The organism is Bifidobacterium sp. M0353, assembly GCF_016100645.1.
GTDB classification, from domain to species: Bacteria; Actinomycetota; Actinomycetes; order Actinomycetales; family Bifidobacteriaceae; genus Bombiscardovia; species Bombiscardovia choladohabitans.
On the sequence record NZ_JACFSB010000001.1, the window covers coordinates 788,615 to 802,804 of the forward strand.

The window sequence follows — 14,190 nt, forward strand, 5'->3', positions numbered from 1 at the left end:
GGCAGCCGTTCAGGGCAGTTCGATCTTCATGAGAGTCCGGTGAAGCAACCACCAAGCCGGCAGGGAGGCCAGGAAAATGATCAGAAGCACCAGCGCCGACAGCAGCGGGGAGAGGGAGAGCAGGTTGCCCACTACAGCGTCCAGCAGGAGCAGGACCGCGAACATGATGGGCAGCGAACGCTTCCAGAAGCCTATAGAGAGGGCGATGCCAACCAACCCCACCAGTCCGGCAAGGCTGGTAACCAGCATGAGGAGAACCTGTTCAAGCAGACTGCCTGGCGAGCCCGTTCCAAGCGAACCCACAAGACGGTCGATTAGTAGCATGACGGTCAGGGTGATGGCCGTCCCAGCCAAGTAGGAGAGCGCAGTGAAGAGGCCGACGAAGATCAACTTGGCCAGCAGGATTCGGCTTCGCGATATGGGGAATGAGAGGGTGAGCGCCAGGTTCCTCCCCATATAGGGCTCAATGAAGACCAGGTTGCAGAGGGCAGCAGCCACCAGGGAGAAGCCCACCAGAAGGATGACCATGGCCATCTGCAGCACGAAGGCCAGGCTTGACAACCGAGGATCTGACCGTCCGCTAGTATGGCCAATGGCCAGGAACATGCCTCCGATGGCCAAGGCTGCGGCCACTACTGCCAGCCCTCCGAAGATGCAGGGCCATAGCCTGGTCTTTTTCAGTTCTAATTTCAGCAGCATCTTCATATCAGCCCTCCATGGCCTTGACCAGGGTTCGCTCGGCGACCTCCTGGCCCTGATTGAGGAGCTCCGGCACGCTGGCCCGCAGGCTGACTCTGCCGTCCGCCACGACCATCACGTGGTCGGCCGTGCGCAACACTTCGGAGAGAATGTGGCTGGAAAAGAGGATTGCACTCCCCTGAGCTGCCAGGCTGCACAGGCTATCTCGCAGCTGTCCGATGGCCACAGGATCCAATCCGTTGAGCGGCTCATCCAGTAGGTAAAGGTCAGGATGATGGCCCATGCACCTGGCCAGGGCCAGCCTCTGCCTCATGCCCATGGAATACCTGCCGACAGGCGTGGCTGAATCGGCGGCCAAACCGACCTTGTCCAAAAGTTGGCTGATCCCGGTAGGCTCGGCATCCCTATGCTCCCGGTCTGCCAATGCCAGGTAGGTCAGGTCAATCTCAAGATTCTCCCTAGCGCTGAGGGACTCATAAAAGACCGGCTCGTTGATGAACACTCCCATCCTGGCCAGATTGCCCGGGTAGTCTTCGCTCAGAGGCCTCCCCAGAAAACAGACTCTGCCGCCGACAGGCCTCTGCATTCCGGTCAGGATCTTCAACAGCGTGGACTTGCCAGCCCCGTTGGCACCTAGCAAGCCCAGAATCTCGCCCTGTCCCAGGGTCAAATCCAGTCCGGACAGCACCTCCCTGCCTTCAAACACTTGGACAATTCCGTCCGCCTTCAGCACCTGCATAAAACTCCTTTCAAAAATACCGATGGTATGTTTGGTGGAAACAAAAACCATTACTCGTTGAGTGCCCGAATCTTGCTAGTAGACAGAGCCCTCTTGGCCTTAAGATATCTATCGGCTCTAAGAGACCCCTTGATCCTGATTCTTGTCAGATTCCTCTTGCGTGGACTCCCCGCTGGTGGCAGTCAAAGGATTGCTCTTCAGATGTGCGTGCAAATGCACGGCCGCACGAATAACCCGATCATCGATGACAGGCGCCCCTATTCCCTTGAGCATATCCGCCAACAGGGAGAACTTGGAGACCACCTGGTCCCGGGTCATGGTCGAGAATCGAATCCCTATCCACATGTTGAGCAGGATATAGAGCACCTGGGCCAAATCCTCGGGATTGCAAGGGGCAATGGAGCCGTCCTCCACGCCTTCTCGAACGTAGGGGGTGATCACGTCCACAATCCTGTCCATGGATTTCAAGTACATCTCCCCGACCATGCGGGGGCTCTTCAACAGGGTTCTGGCTGAAAAGGTCACATCGAGACGCGAGTAAGCCGACAGGGAGGCAATCAGCTCGTTGCGCAGTTTGTCAAGGCCAGTTTTTCCGGGCCATTCCCCCAGCCAGTCCCCCTGGGATGAGGACGAAGCCATGCGCTCAGTGACCGCATGGAAAATGGCCGTCTTGGAAGGAAAATGGTAGTAGACAGCTCCCTTGGTCATACCGCCCAGACCATCGACGATGTCCTGGATGCTGGTTCCGTCGTAACCCTTTTCCAGGAAGAGCCGCTGGGCTACATCAAGGATCTGATTACGATGCCCTTCGGGATCCTTCGGCGTGCCCATGCGGTGCTCCCCTCCTTGTCAACGCATCGACGTCTGACCATCATGGCCCGACGACCTCTTCTTACAGGAAGCTATCATACCACTGGTATGTTATGTCTACCTATTCATAGCACTTGCCAACTCGACATTAATTCTTCTGCAGGCGACGAATGGCCTCATGCTGGATGGCCACCACCGCCTTGGCATCGGCGACTCCCGCTGCACAGAGCTCCTGCCAGGAGACCCAGGCCGACTGGATATGCTCACCCGGGTCGAAGTCGGTGGGCCCCTGATGCCAGCGACGCAGATGCAGGACCACGATTTGGCCGAGCTCGTCGCTCATGCCTAGGGATGAGTAGACATCGGGAGCGGCATCGATCCAGCCGTCCTCCGGATCCAGATTGCTTTCGGAGCCTCGAGCGCCCTCGGGCCCGGGGACCAGACCCGTCTCCTCACGCAGCTCGCGCAGGACGGCCTTGACCGGGCTCTCCCCCGGGTCGATGAAGCCGGCTGGCAGGCCGAATACGTAGGCCTGGGCGCCCACCCGGTACTCGCGGGTCAGCAGATAGGCATCGGAAGCGCAGTCGTGCACCAGCATGACCACACAAGGGGCGTGACGGATAAGCTGCCGGTCGATGGTTTCCTTGGAACCATCACGCCGGAAGATGGCCACCTGCTGCTGGTCAATAACGAATATCGGGCCCCGGAAGACCTCCCTGTCATCCACCAGCTCGGGGGCGCGGGTCATGTCGATGCCCTTGGGCCCCTGGCCATCCCGGTCTGCCAGTCTGGCGGCCAATCGTGCCTGCAGATCCTGCGCTTCATCGCTCATGAAATCACTCCTCCTCAACCATCAATCCTCAGCCGTCAACGCACCACCATGGTCCAGGGATCGGTGACGATGGGCGAAACCCCCACCTGCGGGCGAACACTGGTAGCCGTCTCCAGGGCCCTGGCAATGTCTCCCTTGGCGTAGCGGAACCAGAGGCTCTCAATTGCCGAGTGCGGGGTGTTGATCAGCATGGGTCTGGGCTGATTGGGCTGACCGGCCATCTGGGCCTCATAGAGGGCTTGCTGGTAGGCATCCGTGGCAGGGTGATGGCGCAAATCGCTGGTGATGTAGACATCGGCCCCCGTAGACCGGACCAGGTCGAATTCGAAGTCCCCTGAGCCGGGCAGCAGGGCGACTGTGGAGACCATGGCCTCGGACGGACCGACCGCCTGAACACCCAGAGCCGTCCTGGGCAGGAGGCCCGCCACGGTATGGACCAGATCCTCAAATGGTACGGGCCTCGGAAGCCGGCCCCAACGACCCAGGCCTACCTGAATTCCCTGATCAGCGTGCAGGTCACGGTTTGAGAGCGGCTGAGGGGCCAGTGGTCGTGCATCCTGCAGGTCCAGGGCATCGGCAGCCGCCTGGGACACACCACGGTAGGCGGCATCAGCGTTGGTATGCCCCACCCAGAGCCCGCAGTGGCCCTCGATCAGCCTGGTTATCATGTCCCCCCGGAAGTCCAGGCCGGAGACCTGGTGGACCGACCTGAAGAAGAGCGGATGATGGGTGATCAGCAGGTCGGCCTTGTGATCCAGAGCCTCCTGAACCACATCGGGCCGAGGGTCCACAGCGCACCAGATCCGCCTGACCGGCCAGGACGGATCCCCCGCCACCAGGCCTGGATGGTCCCAGTCCTCCGCGTAGTCCAGAGGATAGAGTCCCTCAAGCAGATCAACCACCTGGCCCAGGGGCACCGAAGACCTCTGAACCTCATTCTGTTCATCAGGCATGACGATCCCTCCTCGGATCCTGCTGGGCCCAGTCCACTCCATGTCAGGTCAGTGAGCAGCCAGCTCCCAGTCCTGGCCGATGCCGGTGGACACGTCCAGGGGCACGGCCAATTCAACGGCATGTTCCATGGAATCCTTGACCAGCTTAGTGGCCTTGTCAGTCTCTCCGGGAGCGATCTCCACCAGCAGTTCATCGTGTATCTGCAGGGAGATGCGGCTCTTCAGCCCCTGGTCGGACAAGGCACGGCTGGCCTTGATCATGGCGATCTTCATGATGTCGGCAGCCGACCCCTGGATGGGCGCATTCAGAGCGGCCCTCTCGGCGGCCTCACGGGTGGGACGCCGCTTGGAGCGCAGCCCAGGGAAGTAGCGCCGCCGCCCGAACATGGTCTCGGTGTAGCCCTTCTCCCGGGCATCGGCCACCAGGGACTCCAAGTACTCATGGACCTTGCCAAAGGTGGCGAAGTACTTGGCGCGCAGCACATCAGCCGCGGCCGGACTGATCTTGAGCTGCTGGGCCAGGCCATAGGTGCTCAGTCCATAGGCCAGGCCGTAGCTCATGGCCTTCACATGGGAGCGCTGGTCCCCGGTGACCTCCTCCATGGGGATGTCGTAGACCAGGCTGGCCACGTACCGGTGGAAGTCGGCACCCGACTTGAAGGCGTCGATCAGGGCCTGGTCCCCGGAAAGGTGGGCCATGATCCGCAGCTCCACCTGGGAGTAGTCCGAAGAGAGCAACGCCTCATACCCGCTGCCAGGCACGAAGGCCGAACGGATCTCACGGCCCCGGGCATCCCGGTTGGGGATGTTCTGCAGGTTGGGATCGACCGAGCTCAGCCGACCAGTGGCGGCCACGGTCTGCTCGTAGGTGGTGTGCAGCCGCCCATCCCGGGGGTTGACGGCCTCGCGCAGGGTCTGCACGATCTGTTTGAGCTTGTTGGTCTCCCTGTGTTTGAGCAGGGCGCCCAGGAAGTCGTTGGCCCGCTCGTTGTTGACTGATTTGATGTAGAGGTCCTGCAGGACCGAGACGTTGGTCGAATAGGACCCGGTCTTGGTCCTGTGGGTGGGCACCAGGCCCATGTCATCGAAGAGCACCTTGCTCAGCTGCTTGGGGCTCTGCAGGTTGACACGGCTGCCGGCCCTATCCCAGGCGATTTCCTGAGCCTGGCGGGCCTCGGCGGCGAACCGGTCGTGCATATCCTTCAGGCGGGCATCGTCCACCTTGGCGCCCTCGGTCTCCATCTGCGCCAGGACTGCGGAGGTGGGCAGCTCTATAGTGCGCAGCAGGCCGTATTGGTGGCGCTCGTCCATCAACTCCTGCAGACGCTCGGAGACCATCATGACGTACTGCGCCTGGCGAAGGATCCGAGTCCCACGCCTACGTTCGTCCTCATCCTCTCGCCCGTCCAGGGCCAGGGCTCCCTGTGTGGCCTCGGGCTCCTCCTCTATGGGGATGGCCAGGAAATGGGCGACGGCCTGTTCCAGATTGTCGGCATGGAAATCAGGCTCAGCCAGATAGCCTGCCAGCTTGGTGTCGAACAGGGGCAGGGGCATGTGCAGCCCCTGGCTCTCCAGGAAGTGCAGATGCTCCTTGTAGCCGTGGACCACGCAGGTGCCGATCCGCTGGTCAATCAGCTCCTGGATGGCCACACGCATGTCTTCGTCAATGTCTTCCGCCATGAGGACCAGACCGTGGCCATCCATGGCGAGAATGGACAACTCCTCCAGGCCGTAGTCGCCGTGCTTGGCCCAGCCGATGGCGTGAAGCACCCAGTGCTCCTTCATGGCCTCACTGCAACGCATGGCATTCTGGTCGGTGTCGCCGATGTCCTTGATCTTGTCCAGGGAATCGGCCATGGCCTTGACATGGTCCGCCGAGCGCCGACAAAGGGCCTTATCCGGCAGATGCCTCTCACACCAGTCCCGCAGCTGGTCGGCGGAATCCGCCTTATCGCGCTCAGGCTGGGTGAACTCCTCCTGCTTGTTGCTGACATCGACCAGTGCCGAGGCTGAAGAGTAGTCATAATCGGCGACCGTGTTGAATCCGCGTAGGATCTTCTTGCGGGTCTGCGGTCCGAACTGCAACTGCTCGAATATGGGCAGGACCTGATCTGTATGGATGGTGCCGAAACGCAGGTCCTCCACCTTCACGCCCAGGTCCAGGTCGCGTACCAGAGCGTTGACCTTCCGGTTGAGCCGCACCTGGTCGGCGTTCTCCGCCAGGGCCTGACCCTTCTTGCCGCCGATCTCGTCGGCGTGCTCCAGAATGGAATCCAACGATCCGTACTTGTTGATCCACTTGGCGGCATAGCCGTCGCCCACGCCCGGCACACCAGGAATGTTGTCGGCTCCCTCGCCGCGCATGGCGGCCAGATCCGGATACTGCTGCGGGGTCACCTTGTAGCGGTCCATGATGGCCTGGGGCGTCATGTGCTTGAGGTTCTTGAAATGGTGGCCCGGGTAGAGCACGGTGATCTCGTCGTCCACCAGCTGGAAGGCATCCCTGTCCCCGGACAGGACCAGGGTCTTGAACCCTGCCTGCTCCCCCATGGTGGCCAGTGTGCCGATGATGTCGTCGCCCTCATAGCCGGGTTTTTCGATATAGGTGATGCCCAGGCCCTTGAGCAGGTCCTGGATCAGGGGTAGCTGGGTCAGCAGTTCCTTGGGGGCGGCTTCACGGGTACCCTTGTACTGGGGCAGCATGGTGTTGCGGAAGGTGCCGCCCTTGACATCAAAGGCCACGCCCATATGGGTGGGCTTCTCCTTGGCCATGACATCCGCCAGCATGGTGGCAAAGCCCCATACCGCGTTGGTGGGCTGCCCGGTCGAGGTGGTGAAACTTTCGACGGGAAGGGCATAGAAGGCCCGGAAGGCCAGCGAATGTCCATCGACGACCAGCAGGGTGCGGCCGTCCTTGTCCTGCTTCTTCGTCTGGTCTTCCATAGGCGGGCTAACGGTCGTTCTGGTTGGCCACGTTGTTGATGACCACGTCGGCCACCTCCTGCATGGTCAGCCTGCGGTCCATGGAGGTCTTCTGAATCCAGCGGAAGGCCTCGGACTCGGTCATGCCCATGCTCTCCATGAGCAGCCCCTTGGCCCGGTCCACCCGCTTACGGGCCTCGAAACGGGCCTTCATGTCGGTGACCTCGTCCTTCAGGGCGTTGATCTGGTCAAAGCGGGAGATGGCCACCTCAAGGGCCGGAAGCAGCTTTTCCGGAGCGAAGGGCTTGACCACGTAGGCCATGGCTCCGGCATCGGCCGCCTTCTCGACCAGGCTTTGCTGGGAGAACGCCGTCAGCATAACCACCGGGGCCAGATTCTCCTTGCCGATCTCAGTGGCGGCGGTAATGCCGTCGGTGCCGGGCATCTTCACATCCATAACGACTACATCGGGTCTCAGCTCGCGGGTCAGATCAATGGCCTCCTGGCCGCTGGCCGCCTGGCCGACCACGTCATAGCCGGCATCCTCGAGAGCTTCGACGGTATCGAGCCTGATCAAAGCCTCATCCTCCGCCACAACCACGGTCCGCCCCTCGGGAGAATCGCTGCGGTTCTTACTCTCTGAAGCCACTTTCAACCTCGTTTCCTGAAAGTCCATCCGAGCTTCACCGGAAATCGATGAGGGACGGCTGGGGTTCGCTTTATCGTGCCCCCGGTGAGACTCGAACTCACACTGCACGGATTTTGAGGCCGTTTCCTCTACCAATTGGGATACGGGGGCTTTTCATCACCACAGAGAATCTACCATACTTTGGCGACGACGCAAGGTTATTCGTGTTGAATCTGCCCTAGAATGAAGACAGTTATGTATACAGGCACATCAGCAGTCGAAGGAGAGCATGATGACCACTCATATCTATCGACGGTTCGATCCTTGGCGCACCTCCCCCGTCCAGGAGAAGGCCCGCAAGCAAATTATGGACAGCCACTACTTCAGCGTCGACAGGGTCACCTTTGAATCCAGTGACAATCAGACCTTCGACCGCAGCATCGTCAGCGAGAAGCACGGAGACACCATCGCGGTCCTGGCCATCACCGACGACGGAAGGATACCCCTGGTCGAGCAGTACCGACTCCCAACTCACCGTTGGACCCTTGAGCTGCCGGCCGGCCATCCGCTCAACGACAAGGAGGCCCCCATCGATGTAGCCACCAGACGACTGCGCGAGGAGGCCGGATACAAGGCTGCCTCCTTCAACCAGTTCGCCAGGTTCATCAACACCCCCAGCTTCTCCACGCAGCACACCACCCTCTTCTATGCCGAGGGCCTGACCCCGGTCCAACCTGCCAGCCTGGCACCGGAGACCCCCCACCAGAATGTGCGGCTCTTCACCGTGGACGAGGCCTATGACATGGTGATCGCAGGGACCATTCTGGATGCCAAAACCACCATCGCCATCCTGCGGGCCAAGATTGGACTGTCGGACCTGCACTGAGGCAAGAACCCTCGCATAGCGAACCGGTGGCCTCTCCCCTGCCTTGGCAGGCGGGAAAGACCACCGGTTCCTTGCTCTATCAGTGCCGAATGAACCTGACGGCCACCTGCCCGGCTGACTCAGTCGACAGCCAGGCGGCAGTCCGGAGAATCAGTCGTTGGCACCAACCGTATGCACGTAGATGCAGTCGGTGTTTCCTGGCTCATACTCGCCCTGGGCGCTGCTGAGCACCACCAGGCAGTCGCCGTCGGAGACCTTGCCCTGCTTCTTCAGGGTGGCGTCCACGAAGGCCATGAGACCCGCGCGGTTGAAGTCGTGGTAGTCCTGCTCGCACATGAAAGCCTCGGTGCCCCAGCTCAGGGCCAGCCAATGATAGGTGTGCTCATCGGTGGTCAGCGCATAGATGGGGGCGGCCGGACGCTCACGGGAGACGCGGTGCACGGTGTTGCCGGTCTGGGTGAAGGCCACGATGGCCTTGGCGTTGATCTTGTCGGCCAAATCCACAGCGGCGGAGGAGACGGCACCGGAGTTGGACATGTCCAGGTCGTGCATATCCGGGATGCGGTCGAACCCGTGGGTGGTGGCGTACTCGGAAATCCGGGCCATGGTGGAGACCGTGGTGTCGGGGTAGTCGCCCACGGCGGTCTCGTTGGAGGTCATGGTGGCATCGGCACCGTCCAGGACGGCGTTGGCGCAGTCGGAGGCCTCGGCGCGGCTGGGGATGGGCGAATGAACCATGGAGCCCAGGACCTCAGTGGCGACGATGACCGGCTTGGCATACTGACGGGCCAGTTCGATGCAGCGCTTGGTCACCAGGGGGACCTGCTCGAAGGGCATCTCCACGGCCATGTCACCACGGGCCACCATGATGCCGTCGAAGGCCTTCACGATCTCCTCCAGGTTCTCAACCGCCTGGGGCTTCTCGATCTTGGCCACGATGGGAATGCGGCGACCCTCCTCGTCCATGATCTCATGAGCGCGGTCGATGTCAGTGGCGAAGCGGACGAAGGACATGGCGATGATGTCGGCGCCGGTGCGGATACCCCAGCGCAGGTCCTCCTCATCCTTGGGGGTCAGTGCCGGCAGGCTCACGGCCACGCCGGGCAGGTTGATGCCCTTGTGGGAGGAGACCGGACCAGCCACGACCACCTTGGTGTGGACCTGGTTGCCCTCGACCTTGGTGACTTCCAGACGGACCTTGCCGTCATCGATCAGGATGGGATCGCCGGGGTGGCAATCCCCGGGCAGACCTTTGAAGGTGGTGGAGGTCATGTGCTCGTCACCCTCGACATCGTCGGTGGTGATGGTGAACTCCTGGCCCTCCTTGAGGATGACCTTGTCCTCGCCCTGCTCGTTCTTCTTGAACCAGCCACAACGAATCTTGGGACCCTGCAGATCGACCAGGGCCGCCACGTTGCGTCCGGTCTCCTTGCTGGCCTGACGCACGTTGTTGTAAACCTTGAGGTGATCTTCGGGGGTGCCGTGGGACCGGTTGAGCCTGGCCACATCCATGCCGGCCTTGACCAGCTTGGTGATGTTTTCCAGCGACTCCGAAGCCGGCCCGATGGTATCGACGATCTTGGCTTTGCGCATATGCTACCTGCCTGTTCTTTTTCTTACTTACCGTTCTATTGTACAGACTCAGGCCGCAGGGAACCACTATTTCCCGTTAGCGCTAACAACCCTTGTGCTTCAACGCTTCCCTTATTGCTTTGCTCCCTGGGGAGCGGCTGCAGAGGACATATGGCGGCTCTTGAGCACCGAAGCCAGGGCCGCGATGCCCACGGCCAAAACGATGACGAGCAGAGATGCCCAGGTCGGTATCTCCGGCACGACAGTCAGGGGCCGCCCGCCGTTGATGAAGGGCAGCGTGTTACCGTGCAGAGCCTCCATGATCAGCTTGACCCCGATGAAGGCCAGGACCACGGCCAGCCCCAGGGGCAGATACTCCAGCTTGTCCAGCAGGGATCCCAGCAGGAAGTAGAGCTGCTGAAGGCCCAACAGGGCGAAGACGTTGGAGGTGAAGACGATGAAGGGGTCCTTGGTCAGTCCGAAGATGGCCGGAATGGAGTCAAAGGCGAACATGACATCGGTGGTGCCGATGGCCAGGAAGACCACCAGCATGGGCGTGAAGTAGCGCTTACCCTCGAAGGTGGTCCGCAGGTGCTCACCGTCATAGTGGCTGGTGATGGGGATAACCCGGCGCAGGACCCTGATCAGCCCGTTCTCGTGGTACTCCTCCTGCTTGCCTCGGCTGGAGACCATGTTCCAGGCAGTGTAGAGCAGGAAGAAGCCGAAGATGAAGAAAACCCAGGTGAAGCGGGTGATCAGCGCCGTTCCGGCCAGGATGAAGACGCCGCGCAGCAGCAGCGCGATGGTGATGCCGACGCTGAGCACATAACGCTGAAGCCGCAGGGGCACGGCGAAATTGCCCATGATGATGACGAAGACAAAGAGGTTGTCGATGCTGAGCGAGTACTCAGTCAGCCAGCCCGAGTAGAACTCGATGGCTGGCTTGGAACCTGCCACCTTCCAGATCAGCGCCCCGAAAATCAGGGCCATGACCACAAAGAAGCCGATGTGCCTCACGCATTCGCCGGTCGAAGGTACGTGTGGCCGCCGCCCGATCACCAGAAGATCAACCACGAAGAAGACGGCCAGCACAACCAGGCTCACAACCATGAACGGCAGAGGTGTTTCGGACATATCACCTGACTTTAGCGGCAAGATATGACGTGCTCATCTGCCCCTCCGCATGTCAGAACATCCTCACAGAGAGTTGTCTGCTGGTCCGGCCTGTGATGACTTGCCTCGCATCACAGGCCCGCAACATGCATGGTCGGGGTTGGGACCACCGGCCAAAGGCCAGACTTACTTTTTGGCCTCGGTCATCTGTCGCAGCTCTTTCTTCAGGTCCTTGATTTCGTCGCGCAGACGGGCTGCGAGCTCGAACTGCAGCTGTTGCGCAGCCGTGTGCATCTGGTCGCTCAGCTGACGGATCAGGTCGGCAAGGTCCTGCGCCGGCAGACCGGCCTGGAGGATCTCCTGATGCCGCTTGTCGGCCTCCTCCTTGTCGTAGAGGGGCACGCCCAGGTGGGAGTTGCCGGCCTTGTTGGCATTGCGGTAGCCGCCCGCCAGCAGGGTCTGGGTGTCCACATCCTCCTTGGCCAGCATGTCGTTGACATCACTGATCTTCTTGATCAACGGCTTGGGGTCCACCCCATGCTCCTTGTTATAGGCTATCTGCTTGGCACGGCGACGGTTGGTCTCGCTGATGGCCTTCTCCATGGAGTCGGTGACCTCATCCGCGTACATGATGACCTTGCCGGACACGTTCCTGGCCGCACGGCCGATGGTCTGGATCAGGGAACGGTAGGAACGCAGGAAGCCCTCCTTGTCCGCATCCAGTATGGCCACCAGGGAGACCTCGGGCAAGTCCAGCCCTTCACGCAGGAGGTTGATGCCCACGATGACGTCGATCTTGCCCTCGCGCAGCTCCCGCAGGAGCTCCACCCGCCGCAGGGTGTCCACATCCGAGTGCAGATACTCCACCTTGATGTCGCGCTCCAGCAGGTAGTCGGTCAGGTCCTCGGCCATCTTCTTGGTCAGCGTGGTCACCAGGACCCGCTCGTGACGGGCCACCCGGGCCTTGATCTCGTCCAGGAGGTCGTCCACCTGGCCCTTGACAGGCCTGACCTCCACCTCGGGATCCAGCAGACCGGTGGGGCGGATGACCTGTTCCACCACCCCGTCTGACAGACCCATCTCATAGTCGCCCGGCGTTGCCGACAGATAGACGGTCTGGCCCACCTTGTCCAGAAACTCGGGCCACTTCAGCGGACGGTTGTCCATGGCCGAGGGCAGACGGAAGCCGTGCTCGACCAGGGTCCGCTTGCGGCTAGCATCCCCCTCGTACATGGCTCCGATCTGGGGGACGGTCACGTGGGATTCGTCGATGACCAGCAGGAAGTCGTCGGGGAAGAAGTCCAGCAGGGTATGGGGCGGCGTCCCGGGTTCGCGCCCGTCGAAGTGCCTGGAGTAGTTCTCCACTCCGGAGCAGGTGCCGATCTGGGTGAGCATCTCCAGGTCGTAGGTGGTGCGCATGGTCAGCCTCTGGGCCTCCAGCTCCTTGCCCTGCTTGCGCAGCTGGCCCACACGCCAGTCCAGCTCCTCCTTGATGGTCTTCAGCGCCCGCTCCATCCGCTCAGGACCGGCCACGTAGTGGGAGGCGGGGAAGATGTGCACGGAGCTCTCATGGGCGATCTCGTCCCCGGTCAGCGGGTGCAGGGTGGAGATGCGGTCGATCTCGTCGCCGAAGAATTCGATGCGGACGGCCAGCTCCTCATAGACGGGGATGATCTCGACCGTGTCGCCTCGCACGCGGAAGGTGCCTCGGGTGAAGGCGATGTCGTTGCGCTTGTACTGCATGTCCACGAACTTACGCAGCAGGTCATCCCGGTTGATCCGGTCCCCCTCGTGCAGGAAGAGCATGCGCCCGGCGTACTCTTCGGGCGTGCCCAAGCCGTAGATACAGGAGACGGTGGCCACCACCACGCAGTCGCGCCTGGTCAGCAGGTTGGCCGTGGCGGCGTGACGGAGCCGCTCCACGTCGTCGTTGATGTTGGAGTCCTTCTCGATATAGGTATCCGTCTGGGGAATGTAGGCCTCAGGCTGGTAATAGTCGTAGTAGGAGACGAAGTAGGAGACCGCATTGTCGGGCATGAGCTCGCGGAACTCGGCGCAGAGCTGGGCGGCCAGGGTCTTGTTGGGCTCCAGAATCAGGGTGGGCCGCTGCAGGCGCTCGATCAGCCAGGCCGTGGTCGCGGTCTTGCCGGTGCCGGTGGCGCCCATGAGCACCACGTCGTTCTCGCCGTTCTCGATCCGCGTGGCCAATTCCTCGATGGCCTCTGGCTGGTCGCCGGAGGGCTTGTAGGGAGACTTGACCACGAAGGGCTTATTGGTCCGCTCAATGTTGAACCCCATGAAACTCCCTTCCAGGATGCGTCATTCACCAAGGCCCGTCAGTCGCTGCGCGAGGATCCCTTGGCCAAGGCCTTTAACTCTTCATATATTCTATCAACAGACTCGAACATTTGTTCGATAGGCTGGGACCCGTCCACCAGCAGATCGGCCTGGGCGCGTCGCGAACTGCTGCTGGTCTGGGAACCGATGCGCTCAACAGCCTGGCTTCCAGTCATATGCCGCTGATTCACCATACGCGCAATCCTCACCTGGCTGGGGGCCTCCACCACCAGGACCCTGTCGAAATGAAAGGGAATTGCCGACCTAACCTCGGTCAGCAGGGGCACCTCATGGACCACCACCTCGGAACCCTCCAGCCAGGGCTGCTCGGCCTTGGCGGCCAGGTCATAGACCAGCGGATGGATGATGTCGTCCAGGTCCCTGCGATCCCGGTCGGCCGTCGGCCCGCCGAAGACCCTTGCCGCCAAGGCTGACCTGTCCACACCACCATGACCGTCCCCGCAGTCCGAACCGAAGCGCTCCAGGACCGGTCCCACGCCGGGTCCGCCCGGGGCGATGACCTCATGGGAGAGCCGGTCGTAGTCGATGACCCTGGCCCCGTCCTGGGCCAGCCGAGCCGCCACCGTGCTCTTGCCAGCCGCTATTCCGCCGGTCAATCCCACACGTATCATCCCGACCTCCCGCATATACCTTATGGCAGCAGATACAAATGGAGGGGCCCGACCGAGGCCGGACCCC

12 protein-coding genes and 1 tRNA gene are annotated in these 14,190 nt (G+C 61.5%); 1 reads left to right on the forward strand and 12 read right to left on the reverse strand.

Going from position 1 to position 14,190, the window contains the following annotated elements; genetic code table 11:
* Positions 1–9 precede the first annotated feature (9 nt).
* The 8 genes from H3V04_RS03160 to H3V04_RS03195 all read right to left on the reverse strand — a co-directional run bounded on the left by H3V04_RS03160 (position 10) and on the right by H3V04_RS03195 (position 7,754).
* A complete protein-coding gene (locus H3V04_RS03160) occupies positions 10–705 on the reverse strand; it encodes an ABC transporter permease (protein WP_198187162.1) in 696 nt (231 codons plus the stop codon).
* 1 nt (position 706) lies between these two features.
* Positions 707–1,438, reverse strand: coding sequence for an ABC transporter ATP-binding protein (locus H3V04_RS03165; protein WP_198187163.1), 732 nt, complete (start codon positions 1,436–1,438; stop codon positions 707–709).
* A 117-nt stretch (positions 1,439–1,555) separates the two neighbouring features.
* Entirely contained in the window at positions 1,556–2,269 is a 714-nt protein-coding gene (locus tag H3V04_RS03170) for a TetR/AcrR family transcriptional regulator (RefSeq protein WP_198187164.1), read from the reverse strand.
* A gap of 127 nt (positions 2,270–2,396) precedes the next feature.
* Positions 2,397–3,080, reverse strand: a complete 684-nt coding sequence (locus H3V04_RS03175; RefSeq protein WP_198187165.1) for an NUDIX hydrolase — start codon at positions 3,078–3,080, stop codon at positions 2,397–2,399.
* Positions 3,081–3,115: 35 nt separating this feature from the next.
* A complete protein-coding gene (locus tag H3V04_RS03180) occupies positions 3,116–4,033 on the reverse strand; it encodes a Nif3-like dinuclear metal center hexameric protein (RefSeq protein WP_232342437.1) in 918 nt (305 codons plus the stop codon).
* Positions 4,034–4,081: 48 nt separating this feature from the next.
* A complete protein-coding gene (gene polA, locus H3V04_RS03185) occupies positions 4,082–6,976 on the reverse strand; it encodes a DNA polymerase I (protein WP_198184350.1) in 2,895 nt (964 codons plus the stop codon).
* 7 nt (positions 6,977–6,983) lie between these two features.
* Positions 6,984–7,631, reverse strand: coding sequence for an ANTAR domain-containing response regulator (locus tag H3V04_RS03190; protein ID WP_015021953.1), 648 nt, complete (start codon positions 7,629–7,631; stop codon positions 6,984–6,986).
* Between the two features lie 49 nt (positions 7,632–7,680).
* Positions 7,681–7,754, reverse strand: a tRNA-Leu gene (locus H3V04_RS03195).
* Positions 7,755–7,875: 121 nt separating this feature from the next.
* Here H3V04_RS03195 and H3V04_RS03200 point away from each other — a divergent pair.
* Positions 7,876–8,469: an NUDIX hydrolase gene (locus tag H3V04_RS03200; RefSeq protein WP_198177861.1), complete on the forward strand. Its 594-nt coding sequence runs from the start codon at positions 7,876–7,878 to the stop codon at positions 8,467–8,469.
* A gap of 150 nt (positions 8,470–8,619) precedes the next feature.
* On the opposite strand, the gene pyk is transcribed toward H3V04_RS03200, so the two are convergent.
* The 4 genes from pyk to coaE all read right to left on the reverse strand — a co-directional run bounded on the left by pyk (position 8,620) and on the right by coaE (position 14,138).
* Positions 8,620–10,062: a pyruvate kinase gene (gene pyk, locus H3V04_RS03205; protein ID WP_045935465.1), complete on the reverse strand. Its 1,443-nt coding sequence runs from the start codon at positions 10,060–10,062 to the stop codon at positions 8,620–8,622.
* 111 nt (positions 10,063–10,173) lie between these two features.
* A complete protein-coding gene (locus H3V04_RS03210) occupies positions 10,174–11,175 on the reverse strand; it encodes a TerC family protein (protein WP_198187166.1) in 1,002 nt (333 codons plus the stop codon).
* A gap of 165 nt (positions 11,176–11,340) precedes the next feature.
* On the reverse strand, positions 11,341–13,452 hold the full coding sequence (uvrB, locus tag H3V04_RS03215; RefSeq protein WP_198184351.1) for an excinuclease ABC subunit UvrB: 2,112 nt from the start codon (positions 13,450–13,452) through the stop codon (positions 11,341–11,343).
* A 38-nt stretch (positions 13,453–13,490) separates the two neighbouring features.
* Positions 13,491–14,138: a dephospho-CoA kinase gene (gene coaE, locus H3V04_RS03220; RefSeq protein ID WP_232342439.1), complete on the reverse strand. Its 648-nt coding sequence runs from the start codon at positions 14,136–14,138 to the stop codon at positions 13,491–13,493.
* Positions 14,139–14,190: the final 52 nt, after the last annotated feature.